General features: G+C 54.6%; 33 protein-coding genes. 32 read left to right on the top strand and 1 reads right to left on the bottom strand.

The features are described from left to right. The 29 genes from tuf to KORLAC_RS12820 all read left to right on the top strand — a co-directional run bounded on the left by tuf (position 1) and on the right by KORLAC_RS12820 (position 16,482). Entirely contained in the window at positions 1 to 1,191 is a 1,191-nt protein-coding gene (gene tuf, locus KORLAC_RS12960; protein ID WP_068305257.1) for an elongation factor Tu, read from the top strand. A gap of 53 nt (positions 1,192 to 1,244) precedes the next feature. Further along, entirely contained in the window at positions 1,245 to 1,559 is a 315-nt protein-coding gene (gene rpsJ / locus KORLAC_RS12955) for a 30S ribosomal protein S10 (protein ID WP_068144725.1), read from the top strand. Between the two features lie 5 nt (positions 1,560 to 1,564). Next, the gene (gene rplC / locus KORLAC_RS12950; RefSeq protein ID WP_068307077.1) at positions 1,565 to 2,317 is read left to right on the top strand and encodes a 50S ribosomal protein L3; all 753 of its coding nucleotides are present in this window, start codon (positions 1,565 to 1,567) and stop codon (positions 2,315 to 2,317) included. A gap of 5 nt (positions 2,318 to 2,322) precedes the next feature. Continuing rightward, entirely contained in the window at positions 2,323 to 2,943 is a 621-nt protein-coding gene (rplD, locus tag KORLAC_RS12945) for a 50S ribosomal protein L4 (protein WP_068307076.1), read from the top strand. After that, a complete protein-coding gene (locus tag KORLAC_RS12940) occupies positions 2,940 to 3,233 on the top strand; it encodes a 50S ribosomal protein L23 (RefSeq protein ID WP_068144713.1) in 294 nt (97 codons plus the stop codon). The genes rplD and KORLAC_RS12940 overlap by 4 nt, the downstream gene beginning before the upstream one ends. Positions 3,234 to 3,236: 3 nt before the next feature. Further along, on the top strand, positions 3,237 to 4,073 hold the full coding sequence (gene rplB / locus KORLAC_RS12935; RefSeq protein WP_068307075.1) for a 50S ribosomal protein L2: 837 nt from the start codon (positions 3,237 to 3,239) through the stop codon (positions 4,071 to 4,073). A gap of 12 nt (positions 4,074 to 4,085) precedes the next feature. After that, positions 4,086 to 4,367: a 30S ribosomal protein S19 gene (gene rpsS, locus KORLAC_RS12930; protein WP_068144706.1), complete on the top strand. Its 282-nt coding sequence runs from the start codon at positions 4,086 to 4,088 to the stop codon at positions 4,365 to 4,367. 62 nt (positions 4,368 to 4,429) lie between these two features. Next, positions 4,430 to 4,750, top strand: coding sequence for a 50S ribosomal protein L22 (gene rplV / locus KORLAC_RS12925; protein WP_241493421.1), 321 nt, complete (start codon positions 4,430 to 4,432; stop codon positions 4,748 to 4,750). Beyond that, positions 4,750 to 5,445, top strand: coding sequence for a 30S ribosomal protein S3 (gene rpsC / locus KORLAC_RS12920; RefSeq protein ID WP_068307073.1), 696 nt, complete (start codon positions 4,750 to 4,752; stop codon positions 5,443 to 5,445). Before rplV ends, rpsC begins: the two co-directional genes overlap by 1 nt. Before the next feature lie 31 nt (positions 5,446 to 5,476). Then, entirely contained in the window at positions 5,477 to 5,887 is a 411-nt protein-coding gene (gene rplP / locus KORLAC_RS12915) for a 50S ribosomal protein L16 (RefSeq protein ID WP_068307072.1), read from the top strand. A 19-nt stretch (positions 5,888 to 5,906) separates the two neighbouring features. Further along, complete coding sequence (gene rpmC, locus KORLAC_RS12910) at positions 5,907 to 6,098, top strand: 50S ribosomal protein L29 (protein ID WP_068307150.1); 192 nt, start codon at positions 5,907 to 5,909, stop codon at positions 6,096 to 6,098. Between the two features lie 11 nt (positions 6,099 to 6,109). Further along, a complete protein-coding gene (gene rpsQ / locus KORLAC_RS12905) occupies positions 6,110 to 6,346 on the top strand; it encodes a 30S ribosomal protein S17 (protein WP_068307071.1) in 237 nt (78 codons plus the stop codon). Between the two features lie 46 nt (positions 6,347 to 6,392). Further along, positions 6,393 to 6,761 (top strand): 50S ribosomal protein L14, encoded by a 369-nt coding sequence (rplN, locus tag KORLAC_RS12900; protein WP_068307070.1) that lies wholly within the window; start codon positions 6,393 to 6,395, stop codon positions 6,759 to 6,761. After that, positions 6,762 to 7,079, top strand: coding sequence for a 50S ribosomal protein L24 (rplX, locus tag KORLAC_RS12895; RefSeq protein WP_068307069.1), 318 nt, complete (start codon positions 6,762 to 6,764; stop codon positions 7,077 to 7,079). Then, entirely contained in the window at positions 7,072 to 7,632 is a 561-nt protein-coding gene (gene rplE / locus KORLAC_RS12890; protein WP_068307068.1) for a 50S ribosomal protein L5, read from the top strand. Before rplX ends, rplE begins: the two co-directional genes overlap by 8 nt. A 24-nt stretch (positions 7,633 to 7,656) precedes the next feature. Further along, complete coding sequence (gene rpsN / locus KORLAC_RS12885; protein WP_068307067.1) at positions 7,657 to 7,962, top strand: 30S ribosomal protein S14; 306 nt, start codon at positions 7,657 to 7,659, stop codon at positions 7,960 to 7,962. 12 nt (positions 7,963 to 7,974) lie between these two features. After that, the gene (rpsH, locus tag KORLAC_RS12880) at positions 7,975 to 8,373 is read left to right on the top strand and encodes a 30S ribosomal protein S8 (RefSeq protein WP_068307066.1); all 399 of its coding nucleotides are present in this window, start codon (positions 7,975 to 7,977) and stop codon (positions 8,371 to 8,373) included. A gap of 15 nt (positions 8,374 to 8,388) precedes the next feature. Then, the gene (gene rplF / locus KORLAC_RS12875) at positions 8,389 to 8,922 is read left to right on the top strand and encodes a 50S ribosomal protein L6 (protein WP_068307065.1); all 534 of its coding nucleotides are present in this window, start codon (positions 8,389 to 8,391) and stop codon (positions 8,920 to 8,922) included. A gap of 12 nt (positions 8,923 to 8,934) precedes the next feature. Next, positions 8,935 to 9,288: a 50S ribosomal protein L18 gene (gene rplR / locus KORLAC_RS12870; protein WP_068307064.1), complete on the top strand. Its 354-nt coding sequence runs from the start codon at positions 8,935 to 8,937 to the stop codon at positions 9,286 to 9,288. 22 nt (positions 9,289 to 9,310) lie between these two features. Further along, on the top strand, positions 9,311 to 9,886 hold the full coding sequence (gene rpsE, locus KORLAC_RS12865; RefSeq protein ID WP_068307063.1) for a 30S ribosomal protein S5: 576 nt from the start codon (positions 9,311 to 9,313) through the stop codon (positions 9,884 to 9,886). A gap of 6 nt (positions 9,887 to 9,892) precedes the next feature. Then, the gene (rpmD, locus tag KORLAC_RS12860) at positions 9,893 to 10,081 is read left to right on the top strand and encodes a 50S ribosomal protein L30 (protein WP_068307062.1); all 189 of its coding nucleotides are present in this window, start codon (positions 9,893 to 9,895) and stop codon (positions 10,079 to 10,081) included. A gap of 23 nt (positions 10,082 to 10,104) precedes the next feature. Beyond that, on the top strand, positions 10,105 to 10,560 hold the full coding sequence (gene rplO, locus KORLAC_RS12855) for a 50S ribosomal protein L15 (RefSeq protein ID WP_068307061.1): 456 nt from the start codon (positions 10,105 to 10,107) through the stop codon (positions 10,558 to 10,560). A gap of 56 nt (positions 10,561 to 10,616) precedes the next feature. Next, positions 10,617 to 11,948 (top strand): preprotein translocase subunit SecY, encoded by a 1,332-nt coding sequence (gene secY, locus KORLAC_RS12850; protein ID WP_068307060.1) that lies wholly within the window; start codon positions 10,617 to 10,619, stop codon positions 11,946 to 11,948. Beyond that, positions 11,945 to 12,592 (top strand): adenylate kinase, encoded by a 648-nt coding sequence (locus KORLAC_RS12845; protein ID WP_068307059.1) that lies wholly within the window; start codon positions 11,945 to 11,947, stop codon positions 12,590 to 12,592. Before secY ends, KORLAC_RS12845 begins: the two co-directional genes overlap by 4 nt. Before the next feature lie 115 nt (positions 12,593 to 12,707). Next, complete coding sequence (gene rpsM, locus KORLAC_RS12840) at positions 12,708 to 13,076, top strand: 30S ribosomal protein S13 (protein WP_068144644.1); 369 nt, start codon at positions 12,708 to 12,710, stop codon at positions 13,074 to 13,076. Between the two features lie 51 nt (positions 13,077 to 13,127). Further along, the gene (gene rpsK / locus KORLAC_RS12835) at positions 13,128 to 13,517 is read left to right on the top strand and encodes a 30S ribosomal protein S11 (RefSeq protein WP_068307058.1); all 390 of its coding nucleotides are present in this window, start codon (positions 13,128 to 13,130) and stop codon (positions 13,515 to 13,517) included. A gap of 88 nt (positions 13,518 to 13,605) precedes the next feature. Next, on the top strand, positions 13,606 to 14,622 hold the full coding sequence (locus tag KORLAC_RS12830) for a DNA-directed RNA polymerase subunit alpha (protein ID WP_068307057.1): 1,017 nt from the start codon (positions 13,606 to 13,608) through the stop codon (positions 14,620 to 14,622). Between the two features lie 133 nt (positions 14,623 to 14,755). Further along, positions 14,756 to 15,181, top strand: a complete 426-nt coding sequence (gene rplQ, locus KORLAC_RS12825) for a 50S ribosomal protein L17 (RefSeq protein WP_068307056.1) — start codon at positions 14,756 to 14,758, stop codon at positions 15,179 to 15,181. Between the two features lie 182 nt (positions 15,182 to 15,363). Continuing rightward, positions 15,364 to 16,482, top strand: a complete 1,119-nt coding sequence (locus tag KORLAC_RS12820) for a calcium-binding protein (protein WP_068307055.1) — start codon at positions 15,364 to 15,366, stop codon at positions 16,480 to 16,482. 113 nt (positions 16,483 to 16,595) lie between these two features. On the opposite strand, the gene KORLAC_RS12815 is transcribed toward KORLAC_RS12820, so the two are convergent. Then, positions 16,596 to 16,916, bottom strand: coding sequence for a hypothetical protein (locus KORLAC_RS12815; RefSeq protein ID WP_068307054.1), 321 nt, complete (start codon positions 16,914 to 16,916; stop codon positions 16,596 to 16,598). 347 nt (positions 16,917 to 17,263) lie between these two features. On the opposite strand from KORLAC_RS12815, the gene KORLAC_RS12810 reads away from it, so the two are divergent. The 3 genes from KORLAC_RS12810 (at position 17,264) to KORLAC_RS12800 (ending at position 19,670) form a co-directional block, all read left to right on the top strand. Beyond that, positions 17,264 to 18,322 (top strand): calcium-binding protein, encoded by a 1,059-nt coding sequence (locus KORLAC_RS12810; protein ID WP_068307053.1) that lies wholly within the window; start codon positions 17,264 to 17,266, stop codon positions 18,320 to 18,322. A 124-nt stretch (positions 18,323 to 18,446) separates the two neighbouring features. After that, complete coding sequence (locus KORLAC_RS12805; RefSeq protein WP_068307052.1) at positions 18,447 to 18,977, top strand: NUDIX hydrolase; 531 nt, start codon at positions 18,447 to 18,449, stop codon at positions 18,975 to 18,977. Between the two features lie 87 nt (positions 18,978 to 19,064). Beyond that, complete coding sequence (locus KORLAC_RS12800; RefSeq protein ID WP_206594946.1) at positions 19,065 to 19,670, top strand: O-methyltransferase; 606 nt, start codon at positions 19,065 to 19,067, stop codon at positions 19,668 to 19,670. Positions 19,671 to 19,744 lie beyond the last annotated feature (74 nt).

Here is a 19,744-nt window from a genome sequence, read left to right as displayed (position 1 = left end):
ATGGCTAAAGAAAAGTTTGAACGTAATAAGCCGCACTGCAACATCGGTACGATTGGTCACGTTGACCATGGTAAGACGACGTTGACAGCTGCGATCACTAAGGTTCTTGCGGAATCATTCGGCGGTGCCGCTGTTGACTTCGCGAACATTGACAAGGCTCCAGAGGAGCGTGAGCGTGGTATCACGATCTCGACTGCACACGTTGAGTATGAGACTGAAGCACGCCACTATGCGCACGTTGACTGCCCAGGTCACGCTGACTATGTGAAGAACATGATCACGGGTGCTGCCCAGATGGACGGCGCGATCCTGGTTGTTAACGCAGCAGACGGTCCAATGCCACAGACTCGCGAGCACATCCTGCTTGCTCGTCAGGTTGGTGTACCAGCGCTTGTTGTGTTCATGAACAAAGTTGACCAGGTTGACGACGAAGAGCTTCTCGAACTCGTTGAGATGGAAATCCGTGAGTTGCTAAGTGAGTATGAATTCCCAGGCGACGATATTCCAATCGTAGCGGGTTCTGCTCTTGCGGCTCTCGAAGGTCGTGACGACAACATCGGTAAAGAGAAGATCCTCGAGCTGATGAAAGCTGTTGATGACTATATCCCACAGCCAGAGCGTGCCGTTGACGGTGCCTTCCTGATGCCTGTTGAGGACGTATTCTCCATCTCCGGTCGCGGTACTGTATGTACTGGTCGTGTTGAGCGCGGCATCGTGAAAGTTGGCGAAGAGATCGAGATCGTTGGTATCAAAGACACTCAGAAGACAACTGTTACGGGCGTTGAAATGTTCCGCAAGCTTCTCGACGAAGGCCGTGCGGGCGACAACATCGGTGCACTGCTTCGCGGCGTTGGTCGTGACGAAGTTGAGCGTGGCCAGGTTCTGGCACACGTTGGCTCGATCACGCCACACACGAAGTTCACTGCCGAGACTTACATCCTCACCAAAGAGGAAGGTGGTCGTCACACGCCGTTCTTCGCGAACTACCGTCCACAGTTCTACTTCCGTACAACTGACGTGACCGGTAACGTTGAGCTGCCAGAAGGCACCGAAATGGTAATGCCTGGTGACAACGTGAACCTGACGGTTGAGCTGATCGCTCCGATCGCCATGGACGAAGGTCTCCGCTTCGCGATCCGCGAAGGTGGCCGTACCGTCGGCGCCGGCGTTGTTGCTAAAATCATCGCGTAATTCAATCACGGCGCCGGGCCTTGTTCCGGCGCCACTGTTAAGGTGTTAGATCAATGGAAGCGCAAAATATTCGCATCCGCCTGAAGGCATTTGACCACCGTGTGCTTGACCAAGCCACCGGTGAAATCGCCAACACGGCCAAGCGTACGGGCGCCATGGTTCGCGGGCCTATCCCGATGCCAACCAGGATCGAAAAATTCACGGTACTGCGTGGCCCACACGTAAACAAAAAGTCTCGTGAACAATTCGAAATGCGTACCCACAAACGCTTGCTCGACATTGTCGACCCAACTCCACAGACCGTAGACGCGCTGATGAAGCTCGACCTCGCTGCTGGTGTTGATGTTGAAATCAAACTGCAAGGATAAGACCCATGCGTACAGGTTTGATTGCAAAAAAACTCGGTATGACCCGCGTATTCAATGACGCCGGTCACCACGTGCCAGTAACTGTTCTGCAGCTCGACGGCTGTCAGGTTGTTGCTCAGCGCACGGTAGAGAAAGACGGGTACACCGCCGTACAGCTTGGCGCCGGTGTCCGTAAAGTAAAGAACGTTTCGAAGGCACAGCGTGGCCACTTCGCGAAAGCTGAAGTTGAGCCAAAGGCAAAAATTGCGGAATTCCGCGTTGCCGCTGATGCGCTCGTTGAAGTTGGTGCTGAACTGACTGCAGATCACTTCCTGGTAGGCCAGCGCGTTGACGTTGTTGGTACTTCCAAGGGTAAGGGGTTTGCTGGTGCAATGAAGCGTCACAACTTCGGCGGTCTGCGTGCTTCCCACGGCGTATCCATCTCCCACCGTTCGCACGGTTCCACGGGTCAGTGTCAAGACCCAGGCCGCGTGTTCAAGGGCAAGAAGATGGCTGGTCACATGGGTGACGCGCGCACGACTGTGCAGAGCCTTGAAATTGTTGAAACGCGGGTTGATGAAGGTCTCATCCTCGTTAAAGGCGGTATCCCTGGTTCCAAGTCGGGCTGGGTACTGATCTCTGACGCTGCGAAAAAGGCCGCTCCGGAAGGTCTGCCAATGCCGGCAGCGTTCCGCGCCCCTGCGAAAGCAGAAGCTCCTGCTGCTGAAGCTCCGGCTGAAGCACCAGCAGAAGCCCCTGCAGAAGCTAGCGAGGAATAAGCGTCATGAAGACGAACGTCCTTACATTAGACGCCAAGAAAGCCGGCGACATCGAACTCGATGAGGCGATCTTTGGCGTAACTGCACGGGCAGACATCCTGCACCGTGTAGTGAACTGGCAGCTTGCCAAGCGCCGGGCCGGTACTCACGCTGTGAAGTTCCGTTCCGACATCGCTCGCACTGGTAAAAAGTGGGGCCGCCAAAAAGGTGGTGGTACCGCTCGTCACGGTGATCGTCGCTCCAACATCTTCATTGGTGGTGGTCGCGCGTTCGGTCCTGTTGTGCGCGATCACGGCTTCGACCTGCCGAAAAAAATCCGCAAGCTCGGCCTCAAGTCGGCTCTGTCCGCTAAACAAGCAGACGGCAAGCTGATCGTGGTTGATGTTGCTGAACTCAAGGATGGCAAGACGAAAGAACTGGCAGCCAAGCTCGCGAAGCTCGGCCTTGCTAACGCTCTGTTCGTTGACGGTGCTGAAGTGAATGAAAACTTCAAGCGCGCCGTTGCCAACATCCCGAACATTGATGTGCTGCCAAGCCAAGGTGCGAACGTGTACGACATTCTGCGTCGTGACACGCTGGTTCTCACCAAAGCTGCAGTCGCCAAACTCGAGGAGAGGCTCAAATGAGCATGGTCAAGCATTATGACGTGATCAAGAGCCCTGTAATCACCGAGAAGGCGACGCTCGGCTCTGAAAACAACCAAGTAACCTTCAAGGTTGCGATCGATGCTACTAAGCCAGAGATCAAAGCCGCTGTCGAAGCTCTCTTCGACGTGAAGGTGAAGAAGGTCAATACGCTGCGCCAAGAAGGCAAGGTAAAACGTTTCCGTGGTGTAACCGGCAAGCGCGCCGAATACAAAAAAGCCATGGTAACGCTTGCTGAAGGTAACAGCATTGACGTGACGACGGGGGTTTAACCGATGGCACTCAAGCAATATAAACCGGTGACCCCAGGCCAGCGCGGCCTCGTTCTTGTTGACCGTGACGGTCTGCACAAGGGCAAGCCTGTAAAAGCGCTGACTGAAGGTCTCACCAAATCCGGTGGCCGCAATAACAAGGGCCGCATCACTGCACGTCGCATTGGTGGTGGTCACAAGCGTACCTACCGGGTAATCGACTTCAAACGTGCGAAATGGGACGTGCCAGCAACTGTTGAGCGTCTTGAGTACGATCCTAACCGGACCGCATTCATCGCACTGATCAAATATGAAGACGGTGAACTGTCCTACATCATCGCGCCACAGCGTCTCGCCCCTGGCGACACTGTGATTGCCGGTGAAAAAGTGGACGTGAAGCCAGGCAACGTTATGCCGCTCGCCAACATGCCAATCGGTACCATCATCCACAATGTGGAGATGAAGAAAGGCAAAGGCGGCCAGATCGCTCGTTCCGCTGGTGCTTACGCTCAGCTGATCGGTCGTGACCGCGGTTACGCCCAGCTTCGTCTGTCTTCTGGTGAGGTACGCGTGGTACGCGGCGAGTGTGTCGCAACCGTTGGCGCTGTGTCGAACCCTGACAATCAAAACACCAAGCTCGCTAAAGCGGGCCGGAATCGTTGGTTGGGCAAACGCCCAAGCGTTCGTGGCGTTGCCATGAACCCGGTTGATCACCCACATGGTGGTGGTGAAGGCCGGACGTCTGGTGGTCGTCACCCAGTGACGCCATGGGGCAAGCCAACTAAAGGTAAGAAGACTCGGTCTAACAAAGAGACTGACAAACTTATCATCCGGTCGCGCCACGAGCGCAAGAAACGCTAAGGAGTCCTGAATATGGCACGCTCTGTATGGAAAGGCCCTTTCGTTGACATGCACCTTCTCAAGAAGGTGGAAGGCGCCCTGGAAAGCGGCAAAACGGCTGCAGTAATTCAGACCTGGTCTCGCCGGTCTACAATTCTGCCAAACTTCGTTGGCCTGACCTTCAATGTCTACAATGGGCAAAAGTTCATTCCGGTTTATGTGACCGAAGACATGGTTGGTCACAAGCTGGGTGAATTCGCTCCAACGCGGACCTACTACGGTCACGCTGCGGACAAGAAAGCGAAGAGGAAATAACTGTGGGTAAGCAATCTGCAAAACGCCGTTTGGCGGATAACGAAGCAGTAGCAACCGCTACAATGCTTCGCGGCTCGCCACAGAAATTGAACCTCGTGGCAGCCTCGATCCGTGGCATGAAAGTGGAAAAAGCTCTGGCAAGCCTGAGCTTCAACCGCCGCCGTACCGCGATTGATGTGAAGAAAGTTCTGCAGTCTGCAATTGCAAACGCAGAAAACAACCACAACCTGGATGTGGACAGCCTCGTTGTTGCTGAAGCAACTGTGGGTAAAGCGCTGACGATGAAACGTTTTCGCGCTCGTGCTCGTGGTCGCGTTGGCAAGATCGTTAAGCCGTTCAGCCGCCTGCGCATCGTTGTGCGCGAAGTAGAGGAGACTGCATAATGGGTCAGAAAGTAAGCCCTGTTGGTCTGCGCCTGGGTGTGAACCGCACCTGGGATTCGCGCTGGTACGCCGAAGGCGAAGAATACGGCTCGATGCTGCATGAAGACCTGAAAATCCGCGAGTTCATAACCAAGGAACTGTCGCAAGCCGGCATTTCCAAGGTTGTGATCGAGCGCCCGGCAAAAAAATGCCGCGTGACCATCTACTCGGCTCGTCCGGGTGTGATCATCGGTAAAAAAGGCGCCGACATTGAGAAGCTCCGCCGCAAGGTGGCAAACTTCACTTCTTCTGAAGTAAGCCTCAACATTGTCGAAGTCCGTAAGCCGGAAATCGATGCGAAACTGATCGCCGACAACATTGCACAACAGCTGGAGCGTCGTGTTGCGTTCCGTCGTGCGATGAAGCGTGCGGTACAAAGCGCAATTCGTCTTGGTGCCGGTGGTATCCGGATCAACTGTGCCGGCCGTCTGGGCGGTGCTGAGATCGCACGGACCGAATGGTACCGCGAAGGCCGCGTGCCGCTGCACACTCTGCGTGCCGACATCGACTACGGTGTGGCTGAAGCCCTGACTGCCTACGGCATCTGCGGCATCAAAGTATGGGTGTACAAAGGCGACATCATGGAACACGACCCGATGGCTCATGAACGCCGTGCTAACGAAGTTCAAAGCCAAGGAGGCCCGTCCCGCCGCTAGGCGTGGACGGCTAGAGTAGGAGCGACAAACGATGTTGCAACCGAAGCGTACTAAGTTCCGTAAGGCCCACAAGGGCCGCATCCACGGCACAGCCCCTGGCGGAACCTCGTTGAACTTTGGTCAGTTTGGTCTGAAAGCGACCACGCCTGGCCGCGTAACCGCTCGTCAAATCGAGGCGGCTCGCCGCGCCATGAACCGCCACATGAAGCGTTCTGGTAAAGTCTGGATCCGCATCTTCCCAGATGTGCCCGTGACTGCGAAGCCTGCCGAAGTACGGATGGGTAAAGGTAAAGGCTCTGTCGATCGTTGGGTGTGCAAGGTTAAGCCTGGCCGCATCATGTTTGAGATCGACGGCGTCTCTGAAGAACTGGCCCGCGGTGCATTTGAGCGCGCAGCTGCAAAGCTTGCTGTTCAAACTCGCATCGTGGAACGGATGCATTAAGAGCTAACGGAGAAAAATGATGAAGGCAGCTGATCTTCGCCAAAAGTCGCAAGACGAGCTCCGTAAAGAGCTCGAAGACCTGAAAAAAGAGCAGCTTAACCTGCGCTTTCAGGCGGCGTCTGGCCAACTCGAAAACACGGCTCGCGTACGCGAGATCCGTCGCGACGTAGCCCGGATCCAAACGATCCTGGGTCAGTCGGCTGAGGCGTAAGGAGTAAACCCATGCCAAAGCGTATTCTGCAAGGAACTGTGGTAAGCAACAAAGGCGAAAAAACCGTTGTTGTAAAAGTAGAACGTCGTATTAAGCATCCTTTGCTTGACAAAATTATTCGACGCTCTAAGAAGTACCACGCTCACGATGAGAGCAACAGCATTCAGGTTGGGGAGACAGTCCGTATTGAGGAATGTCGTCCTATTTCGAAACTGAAGACCTGGCGTGTAGTAGGCGGTGAGGCTTAGGCCTCACCTTCTTGCTATTCGTCGGCAATAACAAAGGGTGTAACCCATGATTCAGATGCAAACCAACCTCGACGTGGCCGATAACTCCGGGGCCAAGAGGGTGCAGTGCATTAAAGTGCTTGGTGGTTCCAAGCGCAAAACCGCTGGAGTAGGCGACATTATTGTCGTCTCCGTAAAGGAAGCGATCCCACGGGGTCGTGTAAAAAAAGGTGACGTGCATCGCGCCGTCATCGTTCGTACTGCTAAAGAAGTTCGCCGCAACGATGGCACTGCCATCCGTTTCGACCGTAACGCTGCAGTACTGGTAAACAAGAACCATGAGCCGATTGGTACCCGTATTTTTGGCCCAGTCGTGCGTGAACTGCGTGCAAAGAAGCATATGAAAATCATCTCGCTTGCACCGGAGGTACTCTAAATGGCCGCGAAACTTAAAAAAGGTGACAAGGTCGTTGTGATTGCCGGTAAAGACAAAGGCAAGCGCGGCGAAATCACGTCTGTTATCCCTAAGCAGGGTCGTGCCGTTGTATCGGGTGTAAACCTGATCAAGAAGCACAACCGTCCTACTCAGGCGAGCGCAGGCGGTATTGAGACGAAAGAAGCTGCTATCCAGCTCTCCAATCTGATGATTGAAGATCCGAAGGACGGCGCTCCTACTCGTGTTGGTTTCAAAGTTCTCGAAGACGGTCGCAAGGTTCGCTTTGCGAAAAAGTCCGGGGAGGTGATCGATGGCTAAAGCAACTAAAGCATTGCCACGTCTTCGTACGATGTACGAAGAAAAAGTACGTGCTTCCCTGCAGGAGCAGTTCGGCTACAAAAACCCGATGCAGGTTCCAAAACTCGACAAGATCGTCATCAACATTGGTGTTGGTGAAGCTGTTGCCGACAAGAAGAAGATCGACAAGGTTGTTGACGAGATCACAGCCATTGCTGGTCAGAAGCCTGTTGTTACGAAAGCTCGCAAGTCCATCGCAGGTTTCAAACTGCGTGAAGGCATGCCTCTTGGCGTGAAAGTGACTCTGCGTAGCGAACGTATGTACGAGTTTCTCGACCGTCTGATCACCATTGCAATGCCACGTATCCGTGACTTCCAGGGCGTAAACCCGAAGTCTTTCGACGGCCGCGGCAACTACGCAATGGGTCTGAAGGAACAAATCGTCTTCCCAGAAGTGAACTACGATGAAGTTGATCAGGTTCGCGGGATGGACATTATCATCTGCACCACGGCTCCAACCGATGACGAGGCGCTCGCGCTTCTCGCCGGTTTTGACATGCCGTTTAAGAAATAACGGCAGCCGAAGGAGGGTTTTGATATGGCTAAGAAAAGCGCCATGAACAAGAACGCACGGCGGGAAAAGCTGGTAGAGAAGTATGCTGCCAAGCGCGCTGAGCTCAAAGCGATTGTCTATGACAAGAGCCTGGGCGAAGACGAGCGTTGGCTTGCTGCACTCCAGCTCGCTAAACTACCACGTAACGGCGCTGCTACGCGTCTTCGCAATCGTTGTGAAGTCACAGGTCGCCCACGTGGTTACTACCGTAAATTCAAGATGTCCCGTATCGCGCTGCGTGAGCTAGGCTCCGCTGCGAAGATCCCGGGCGTCGTAAAATCCAGTTGGTAAGGGGATAGGCTCATGTCGATGACAGATCCGATCGGCGATATGCTGACCCGTATCCGCAACGGTCTGCAGGCTCGCAAAACCGTTGTATCCACGCCAGCCTCCAAGACGCGTCAGCGCATCCTGGACGTGCTTCAGCGTGAAGGTTACATTCGCGGCTATTCGCGTGAAGAAGGTGAAGGCAACAAAGCCTCCATCTCCATCGAACTCAAGTATCACGAAGGCGAACCGGTTATCCGCACGATCAATCGTGTGTCCAAACCTGGTCGTCGCGTCTACAGCTCAGTTCGTGACTTGCCACGTGTTCACAACGGCCTTGGTATTTCGATCGTCTCCACACCGAAAGGTGTGCTTTCCGACGCTGAAGCGCGGGAAAGCAATGTGGGCGGCGAAATTCTTTGCACCGTATTCTAAGGAAGGGAAGAAGACATGTCCCGTATCGGTAAAAAGCCAGTGGCGATCCCGTCCGGCGTGACCGTTTCCTTGAACGGCGCGGACCTGACGGTTAAAGGCCCTAAAGGCGAACTCGCAATGACGTTCGTTCCTGAAGTAGAAGTTGCTCAGGACGATGCCGGCATCGCGGTAACGCCAGTAAACGACACCAAGCGTGCTCGCTCCATGTGGGGTATGCAGCGCACGATGGTTTCCAACATGATCGAAGGTGTAACCGACGGCTTCTCCAAGAAGCTTGAGATCACCGGTGTTGGTTACCGTGCTGCAATGAAGGGTTCTGCCCTTAACCTGCAGCTTGGCTACAGCCATGATATTGATTTCCCGGTTCCAGCAGGCATCAAGATTGAGACGCCTGATCAGACCACGATCATTATCTCGGGCATCGACAAACAACAGGTCGGTGAAACTGCAGCCAAGATTCGCGAATTCCGTAAGCCTGAACCTTACAAAGGTAAGGGTATCAAGTACGCAGGCGAATATATCTTCCGCAAGGAAGGTAAGAAGAAATAATGGGTGGCACGAATGGCTTCTATTGATAAATTTGAACGGCGCCGCCAGCGCAACCGCATCGCGCTTAAGAAGCGCGCAGGCGGTCGGCCGCGTCTTTCTATTCACCGTACAAACCAGCATATCTATGCGCAGATTATCGACGATGTGAAAGGTGCAACCCTTGCGGCTGCTTCCACCGTTGAGAAGGACCTGCGTGCAGATTCGTCCAAGAATATCGAGGGCGCTTCTAAAGTTGGTAAGTTGATTGCCGAGCGAGCCAAGGCTGCGGGCGTCAAATCAGTGGTCTTCGACCGTGGTGGTTTCATCTACCATGGCCGTGTGAAGGCTCTTGCTGATGCGGCGCGCGAAGGCGGCTTGGAATTCTAAGAAGAGATAGAAAGGAAATCCAATGGCACGCCCAGAACGCAATCGCGAAGAAAGCGAACTGATTGAAAAATTGGTTCACATTAACCGCGTAGCTAAAGTTGTTAAAGGTGGTCGTCGGTTTGGTTTCGCCGCTCTCGTAGTGGTTGGTGACCAACGTGGCCGTGTAGGTTTCGGTAATGGTAAGGCCCGTGAGGTTCCTGAAGCCATCCGGAAAGCAACTGAAGCTGCAAAGAAAAACATGGTTCGTGTACCTCTCCGTGAGGGTCGCACGCTGCACCACGACATTAAGGGCCGTTGGGGCGCTGGTCGGGTACTGCTGCGGACTGCTCAGGCTGGTACCGGTATCATCGCAGGTGGTCCGATGCGCGCAGTGTTTGAAGCACTCGGCGTACAGGACGTGGTGACGAAGTCGCAGGGCTCCTCGAACCCGTACAACATGGTACGGGCTACGATCGACGCTCTGACGAAACAGAACTCCCCACGTCAGGTCGCAGCGGCCCGTGGCAAGAAAGTAGCTGACATCGTAGCTCGTCGTGGCGACATCAAAGTCGTTGACGGTGCTGCTGACGACGCTGCTGACGAAGCACAAGCGGAGTAATGATCAATGGCTGCGAAGAAAAAAACTATTAAAGTCACCCAGATTGGTAGCCCAATCCGCCGCCAGAACGACCAGCGTCAGACGCTGGTTGGCCTGGGTCTTAATAAAATGCACAAAACGCGTGAGCTCGAGGATACTCCTGCTGTACGCGGCATGATCAACAAGGTGCACCACCTGGTGCGCGTTGAAGATTAAGCCGGCGCGTTCGGAGAAGACTGATGAAAATCAACGAACTTCGTGACAACCCAGGCGCTCGCAAATCTGCAATGCGCGTGGGTCGTGGTATCGGTTCCGGCAAAGGTAAAACTGCCGGTTCCGGTCACAAAGGCCAAAAAGCCCGTTCAGGTGTGGCGATCAACGGTTTTGAAGGTGGTCAGATGCCAATCTACCGCCGCCTTCCAAAGCGTGGTTTCACCAGCCTGAACAAGAAGGACTTCCAGGTTCTCAACATCGGCCGTCTGCAAAAGGCGATCGACGACAAGAAACTGGACGCCAAGAAGCCAATCACTGTTGAGACGCTGGTGGAAGCCGGTGTTGTTGGCAAGGTTGTCGACGGCGTACGTCTGCTGGCCAAAGGTGAACTGAAAGCCAAAGTCGACATCACTGTGACTGGCGCATCCAAGGGTGCGGTAGAAGCTGTTGAAAAGGCTGGCGGCAAGGTTACCGTCGCTTAAGCTAAGCAAAAGCGAAGGCCGAGATATAAGAACAGATCAAGGGGCTTGGAGTATTTATGGCATCCGCTGCGGAACAATTAGCGTCCAATATTAGTTTGGCATCCATCGGCAAAGCCGAAGAGCTTAAAAAACGAATTTGGTTCGCGCTTGGTGCACTGATTGTGTACCGCCTGTGTAGTTACATCCCCCTTCCAGGGTTGGATGCTGATGCAGTAGCAAATATGTTCGCGCAGATGGGTAGCGGCATGCTGGATATGGTGAATACCTTCTCCGGCGGCGCACTCCAACGCACCTCGATCATTATGTTGGGCATTATGCCCTATATCTCGGCCTCCATTATCATGCAGCTCCTTACCACCATGAGCCCGACTTTGGCTCAGTGGAAGAAGGAGGGCGAAACAGGTCGCCGGAAAATCAACCAGTATACCCGCTACGGCACCGTGCTTCTGACGGTGGTGCAGGGTTATGCAATCGCCACTGGCCTTGAAAGCCAGCCAGGTGTTGTGGTTGACCCAGGCCTCTTTTTCCGTCTGACAACGGTGATTACCCTTGTCGGCGGTACCATGTTCCTGATGTGGCTTGGTGAGCAGATCACCCAGCGTGGCATCGGTAACGGTATTTCCCTGATTATCTTCGCAGGTATCGTGGCTGAACTGCCTTCGACCCTTGCGCAAGCCTTTGAACTGAACCGTACGGGCGCCATGTCTGTCGGCATCCTGCTGGCCCTGCTGGTCGGCGCCGCTGCCCTGGTTTGGTTTATCGTCCTGTGTGAACGCGCCCAGCGCCGGGTTATTATCCAGTACCCCAAGCGCCAGCAGGGTAACCGCATGTTCCAGGGCGACAAGTCGCACCTGCCCATGAAGCTTAACGTGGCTGGCGTGATCCCGCCGATCTTCGCATCGTCGCTGCTCCTTATGCCTCTGACCGTTGCCAACCTGTATCAGGCTGGTGGTCCAGAGTGGCTGAGCACCGTGACGGCGATCCTCGGCCCGGGCAAACCGCTCTATATCGCGCTTTATGTGGCGATGATCGTATTCTTCTGCTTCTTCTACACGGCCATTCAGTTCAACCCTGAAGACACGGCCGATAACCTGAAGAAGCACGGCGGCTTCGTGCCGGGTATCCGCCCAGGCAAGCGCACCGCCGAGTATCTTGATTATGTCCTGACACGCCTGACCGTGATTGGCTCTGCCTATCTCTCCATCGTTTGTGTCATTCCTGAAGTGCTGATCAGCCAGGCTGCTGTTCCATTCTACCTTGGTGGTACAAGCCTTCTGATTGTTGTGAATGTGACCATGGATACCGTAAGCCAGATCCATTCGCACCTGATGGCACAGCAGTATGAAGGACTTCTGAAAAAGACACGCCTGAAAGGGGGCCGCCGGTGATCATCATTCTGTTTGGCCCTCCGGGTGCAGGTAAAGGCACACAGGCTCAGCGGATCGAGAAGTCCCGTGGGCTGGTGCAACTTTCCACAGGTGACATGCTGCGCGCAGCTGTGGCCGCGGAAACTGAAATGGGCAAGGCCGCCAAAGCTGCAATGGACAGCGGCAGCCTTGTAACCGACGAAATCGTAATTGGCATCATCCGTGACCGCATCCAGGAAGAAGACTGCAAGAACGGTTTTATCCTGGACGGCTTCCCGCGCACCGTTGCGCAGGCTGAAGCCCTCGACGTGATGCTGGCAGAGCAGGGTCTGAACCTTGACGCCGTTATCGAAATGAAAGTCGATGACGAAGCGCTTGTGGACCGGGTCTGCGGACGTTATACCTGCGCCAAGTGTGGCGAAGGCTATCATGACACGAACCTGAAGCCGAAGGTGGAAGGTGTGTGTGATGTATGTGGTAGTACGGAATTCACCCGTCGCAAGGATGATAATCCAGAGACGTTTGGAAGCCGTTTGCAAGCTTATTACGCAGATACGGCGCCAGTGTTGCCATATTATGCGGATAAGGGGACTTTGCAGCAAGTTGATGGCATGGCTGCCATTGATGAAGTTGCTGCACAAATCGACGCAGTTTTGGCTGCGTAAAGAAACTGTCACTTGACGGTTGACGAACGGGGGTTAGTTCATATAATCCCCGGCTTCAACACGTCTTGTGATTCGTAATGTATAGACGTGAACTTGTTTATTAGGAGAAACGGTCGTGGCGCGTATTGCTGGCGTTAACATTCCGACCAACAAGCGAGTAGAAATCGCTTTGACCTACATTCACGGTATTGGCCGGACCAAGGCCACGGAAATCTGCGAAAAGCTTGGTTTCCCCCGTGAGCGTCGTGTGTCGGAACTGACGGATTCTGAAGTTATTCAGATCCGTGAAATGATCGATACCGATTTCACTGTTGAGGGTGACCTCCGCCGTGAAGTTGCGATGAATATCAAACGGTTGATGGACCTCAAGTCTTATCGTGGTCTCCGTCACCGTGCAAAACTGCCGACACGCGGTCAGCGCACGAGCACGAACGCTCGTACTCGTAAGGGTAAAGCTGTTCCGATTGCCGGTAAGAAGAAGTAATCTTGGGTATCCGCTGTTTAGGACTCCCCTTAATTATAGGGTCTGCTAGAGATGGCTAAAGACACAGGGCGCGTTAAGCGCCGTGAGCGTAAGAACATCACCAATGGTGTTGCTCACGTAAATGCATCGTTCAACAACACGATGATTACAATCACAGACGTACAGGGTAACGCGATCTCCTGGTCGTCTGCAGGTATGATGGGTTTCAAAGGTTCTCGTAAATCGACGCCTTACGCTGCACAGGTTGCTGCAGAAGACGCTGGTAAGAAAGCCCAGGACCATGGCGTTAAATCATTGGAAGTGGAAGTGAAGGGTCCTGGCGCTGGTCGCGAGTCCGCTCTGCGCGCGCTTCAGGCTATTGGCTTTGTAATCACGAGCATTCGTGACGTAACGCCAATTCCACACAATGGTTGCCGTCCACCCAAACGCCGCCGCGTATAACGCACAAGAGTTCGGGTAAAGAGTATTGGCGCGAATCCTTTGGCGCTGAATTTGTAATAACAGCGTCATTCAAAAAGAGGGTTACACCGTGATCCAGAAAAACTGGCAGGAACTGATTAAACCAAATGGCGTTACGATTGAGCCGGGTGCAGACCCGCTTCGTAAAGCCAAAATCGTTGTAGAGCCGCTCGAGCGGGGCTACGGCATGACGCTTGGCAATGGCCTGCGTCGCGTGCTGTTGTCTTCCCTGCAGGGCGGTGCTGTTACAGCGATCCAGATTGAGGGTGTTCTGCACGAATTCTCTTCCGTACCAGGTGTGCGCGAAGACGTGACAGACATCGTCCTCAACATCAAACAGCTTCCCGTTCGCGTGCTGTGCGACGGCTCCAAGCGCCTGCACCTGACCGCTTCTGGTCCAGGTGAGGTGAAGGCCGACGCCATCAGCGAAGTAGCTGACGTTGAGATCCTGGATAAAGATCTTGTTCTGTGTCACCTCGATGAGGGTGCCACGCTGAACATGGAACTGACTGTAGCATCTGGTAAAGGCTATGTGCCTGCAGACCGCAACCGTCCGGAAGATGCGCCAATCGGCCTTATTCCTGTGGATGCGCTCTACAGCCCGGTCAAAAAAGTAAGCTACAAAGTTGAGAACACCCGTGAGGGCCAGGTTCTCGACTATGACAAACTGACGATGGAAGTTGAAACTGACGGCACAGTAACGCCTGAAGATGCACTGGCATTCGCTGCTCGCATCCTGCAGGACCAGCTGGCTGTTTTCGTCAACTTCGACGAGCCAGAGGAAGCCACCAAGCAGGAAGAAGACGAAGAACCAGCGTTCAACCGTCAGCTTCTGCGCAAAGTGGACGAACTCGAGCTGTCTGTCCGTTCGGCAAACTGCCTCAAGAACGACAACATCGTCTACATTGGCGATCTGGTTCAGAAAACCGAAGCAGAAATGCTCCGCACTCCGAACTTCGGTCGCAAGTCGCTCAACGAAATCAAGGAAGTTCTCGCGTCCATGGGCCTGCGCCTCGGCATGGAACTCCCAGCTTGGCCGCCTGAGAATATCGAAGAGCTCGCCAAGAAACTTGAGCAAGAATATTAAGCCTGGGGTAGGGAGCCTCTCTGATGAGGGGCTCCACGCTCTTTTTTAAAACCTCCCACATGTGAAGTGGGACACCTGCCGGTACTAGGTGAATGGTTCACCCAAGGCCGGATAGGCAATCAGGAGTAAGACAATGCGTCACGGTAAATCTGGCCGCAAACTCAATCGGACCGCTAGCCACCGTAAGGCTATGTTCATGAACCTCAGCCAAGCGCTGATCAAGCACGAGCAAATCGTTACGACCCTGCCAAAGGCGAAAGACCTGGCACCGATCGTAGAAAAGCTGATCACACTGGCGAAAAAGGGTGGCCTTGCTAACCGTCGTCTGGCGATTTCCCGCCTGCAGGACGAAACGCTCGTGTCCAAGATGTTTGACGAGCTGGCTGACCGCTACAAAGAGCGCGCTGGTGGTTACACTCGCGTTCTCAAAGCTGGTTACCGTCACGGCGACAACGCGCCGATGGCTGTGATCGAGCTGGTTGACCGCAACGAAGATGCCAAAGGCCAGGACAGCGGCCCAACCGCTGAAATGGAAGAGGCAGCTGACGACGCGGCATAAGCCAACCGTCACTGACGATATTCGAGAAGGGCGTCCCACACCGGGGCGCCCTTTTTCTTTGTGCCGCCACGGCCGCCGCTGTTAACGGCGCTGTTCAGCCAGCGTTCATTCGGTTGGGCGTATAGATACCACCATAGGTAATTAGAAGCTTTTTAAGGCACAAGACAGAATGGAGGTACGAGATGACATCCACGCTGAGATTGGATTATGAAGGCACGCCCGGTGGTGACGTTTTGGTTGGCGGTGAAGAACTTTCTGTCATTTCAGGCGGGGCAGGCAATGATGTGCTTGTCGGCGCACAGGGCCGGGACAGGCTCATGGGCGGTGACGGAGACGATATTCTGATTGGTGGTGGTCTGCGCTCCGGCAATTGGGATGTCAGTACGGACCTGGCCGAGAGCCAGGTGATCGAAGTCGCCTGGATCGAAGAACCGCATCCGTCCTTCTTTGCTGAAGTTCTCGTGGGGGGGAATGGCAATGACCTGATCTTTGGCGGCAGTTGGGATGACACCGGAGATGACGGCGAATATCTGTATGCCGACGCGTCTGCCTTTGCGGAATTGATCCTGGACGGGTCTGGTGAACTTGGGGACGGTGGCGTTGACATGTCTGGCCCGGTCGGAGGCGAACGCTTCGCAGAAGGCTTCAACAATATCGTCTGGGCCGGTGAGGGGGCAGACACAGTCTATGGCGCGAATGGGTTTGATACCATTGGGGGCGGTGCAGGCGACGACATACTGTATGGCCTTGGGGGCCCGGATATCATTTATGGCGGCGATGGCGACGATGCCATTTATGGCGGCAACGGAGATCCCACCAATTTTCATAGGCTGAGCGAAGGCGAGTCCTTCACGATTGTACAGCGCCTGTTTGGCGGCGAAGGGAATGACAGCCTCATAGGCGGTGACGGCGCCGAACTGCATTATGGCGGCGCGGGCAATGACAAGCTTTATGGCCGTGGTGGCGATGATACCCTTCATGGCGGCGCAGGCGATGATTGGCTCAGTGGCGGGGACGGAAACGATACCTTCATCACGGGCGACGGAGCCGATACCGTCTATTTTGATTTCGACAACAGCGTTAATACCGTGACCGATTTCGATGTAGCTGAGGACCGCATTGTGATCGACAACCATGCTTGGGCGGTCCTGTTTGAAACAGGGTTGCAGAACGCCACCGAGGAAACGATGGACGGTCAAAGTGGGCTGTTGATTGACGCGGAGGCCGGGGCGCTGTTTCTTGTCGGTCTGACGACCTCCGACATCGAGGATATTGAGGTTGTGGTTTTCTGGCCCGATTAAGCCTGACCGCTGGGAAAAGCCACGCAAATCACAGTATGGCTCCCTTTGGGCCAGTAGGCCCGCGAACCTGCACGGCCATCCCATCCGAAAGCGGCGATATCTGCGTTAGCGGCTCAGTTCAGTTCGGGATAGATGGTCAGGAGGCGCCGCTCCCTTTCGGTCGTCATGGGGCAGCAATGCAGCTCAACCGGGCGTTCATTCACTTTGGCCGACACCAGTTCTTCGAGATGGTTACCCAGATAGGGCGACATCCTGAGCATGAAGACATCATCGCGAGGTTGGTCGGTGCACAGGAACTGTTTGACCTTCTGCGTTGGCTGCACATCCAGCTCAAGCGAGACAAAATAGGGTCCGTCGTCATGCTTGCCTTTGGTGCAGACATAAACGCCAATCTTGTCACCGCGGCGTAGATAGCTGTAATTCAGGCTGATCATTTCATACTCCCCAATCGTTAGAGTGTAAAAGCCAGGCGCTAAGGTGCATTTTATTACTTTTACGATAGTAATGCAATTTTAACGTAAACTTTTATCTATCATATGGGGAATTGATCGCCATTTGCGGGAAAACCAGCCAATTCAAAGGGTTATGAATGCAAGCGACAGGCATGGTTTTGGTGAATGGCATGCTGCGACGGAAACAGTTAGAGCGACCAACCCTTTTTGTGCCCGCAGCGGGCTCAGGCATTCAGCGTACGTTCAGGTTTTTTCGGATAGTCAGCTACTGCAGTAAGAAGACTGACATTTTACTATTCACGACATGACACTGACAGACGGGGGACACTATGTCTGACATCATTTTGGACGATACAATTGTTGGCGGTGACGGCGACGATACCGTAACAGGCGGCCAGGGTAACGATATTATTGCCGCAGGCGCAGGTAATGACCTGGTGATCGGCGACATCAGCCAGGACCGCATGTATGGCGAGGACGGCGATGACATCATGGTTGGGGGCCAATATGCCTCCGGCATTGGGGACGGAGAAGATCGCCTAAGCGAAGATGCCGGCGTCGATATCGCCTATCTACTGAGGCCTCTCCCTGAAGGGTTTGCGGAAAGGCTGTTTGGTGGTGAAGGGGCCGACGTGATCGTTGGCGGCAATTGGCGCGACCTGGACGAAGACGGCACCGTCAGCATGGATGAGCTTGGCCTGGGGTCCGCCGCCCTTGAGTATCAACCGGGATTTGCGAACCAGCTTTGGGGTGGGGCGGATGATGACACCGTCTATGGCGCCAATGGGTTCGACACCATCGGTGGCGGCACGGGCGATGACGTGCTGCGCGGCTTTGGCGGCGTGGACATTATTTTCGGTGGTGACGGCAACGACGAGATTTTCGGTGGCGACGGTGATCCTGAATATTTCCATCAGTTCGATGGGCCGGGGTCAACCCGAGTTGAAACGCTGTTCGGCGGCCAGGGAAACGACACTGTGTGGGGCGAAGGTGGCGACGACATCATCTATGGTGGCACGGGCGCTGACAGGCTCTATGCCGGTGCGGACGATGACACCATCCATGGCGGTGACGGGGATGACTGGCTCAGCGGCGGCGAAGGCAGTGACATTATCAATACCGGGGCAGGCAGCGACAGGATCGAATTCGATTTTGACGGCAGTCGTGATGTGGTGACCGACTTTGATCTTACCAGCGATAGTATCATGGTTGAGGGCACTGAGGGCGGACAAGCCTTCGAAGATGCCCTGTCCAATGCGGTCGGGGTCACCGTCAATGGTGAGGAGGGCCTGATGATCGACACCGGCAATGGTGCGATCTTCCTTCAGGGTATAACCGTTTTCGACATCGAAAACATTCAGGTCACGGTGTTCGTTTCCGGGGACTAGCAAGCACCATACCGGCCATTGGTCTGGTACTGGAAAGGGCGGGCTTCGGCTCGCCCTTTTTTCCTGGCGACTTTCGCGCTAGCCTTCGCCGGGCACATATGCCTGTCTGGTCATGGAGATATGAATGAGTGACGACGTAACACTGAAGCAATCATCCACGGTTTACAGCAACCCCTACCTTGAAGTGGAAGACCGCACCTATTCCCACGATGGCAGGGAATACCGTTATGTTGTTGCCAGGCAGCCGGAATTTTCCGTTGTGGGCGCCGTGACAAAAGAAGGCAAAATCCTGATGATGCGACAGTTTCGTCCGGGACCAGGGCATTTTACCCATGAGCTGCCAGCCGGTATGGTTGATCCCGGGGACACCCCGGAGGAGACAGCGCGTAAAGAGCTGTTGGAGGAGACCGGTTACACAGGCCGGATCGAGGCGGTCACCACAGCCTATGTCATGGCCTATTCAACGGCAAAGAGACACATCTTCCTGGCCCATGATTGCGAAAAGATTGCAGAACCAGAGGAAGACCCAGGGGTGATTGGCGAACCGTTTTTGATGGACCCGCAGGATTTTGCCGGGCTGCTGCGATCTGGAGACATGCTGGACCTCGATGCAGCCCTTATTCTCGCAGCTCGGTTGGGCATTCCTGTTTTCTAGTCTTTAACGCCATCAGCTTGCCCTTTTTTGTTCCTAGCATCCGGTTTATCGGGCAGCCCGTTTGGGGCAGACATCAGGGAGCAGAAAATGGACGGGACAAAACAACCGCCAAACACAATACACCATGCTTATGACATGCCGCGGGCCATCCGCGCTATTCAGGCCGAAACGAAAATCATGGGCTTCCAAATGGCGTCAGAGCCCGCTGTGGGCGCGCTTCTAAAGACACTGGTGGCCAGCAAGCCGGGGGGCACCATGCTGGAACTAGGCACCGGTACGGGCCTGTCGACGGCCTGGATGCTGGATGGCCTGTGCATGGAAGCCAAGCTGGTGAGCGTGGACAATGACAAGGCCGTCCAGGCCGTGGCCGCGCGCCACCTGGGCAAGAACCCACAATTGACGCTGTGCTGCACGGATGCGGGGGAATTTCTGGATGCCCTTGAACCCATGCAGTTCGATTTGATTTTCGCAGATGCCTGGCCCGGTAAATACAGCCACCTGGAACGCACGCTTTCGCTGCTCAGGGAAGGCGGCATCTATGTGGTGGATGATCTTCTGCCGCAGCCCAATTGGCCCAACGGGCATCAGCGCAATGTGGACGATTTCATCAAGCATATCACCGCCAAGCCCGGGTTTGAAACCACCTTCATGGGCTGGGCAACTGGCGTCCTGATCGCATCCCGTATCGGGTAAAAGCATCGCGCAGAAAAGGCGCTTCATCGCCATTGCCCTTGCGCATGGGCAATGGCTCAGCCATATAAAGGCAG

The organism is Kordiimonas lacus (assembly GCF_001550055.1).
Taxonomy (GTDB): Bacteria; Pseudomonadota; Alphaproteobacteria; order Sphingomonadales; family Kordiimonadaceae; genus Kordiimonas; species Kordiimonas lacus.
Note: the sequence above shows the minus strand (reverse complement) of the source record. Positions and strands in the feature narration are given on the sequence as shown.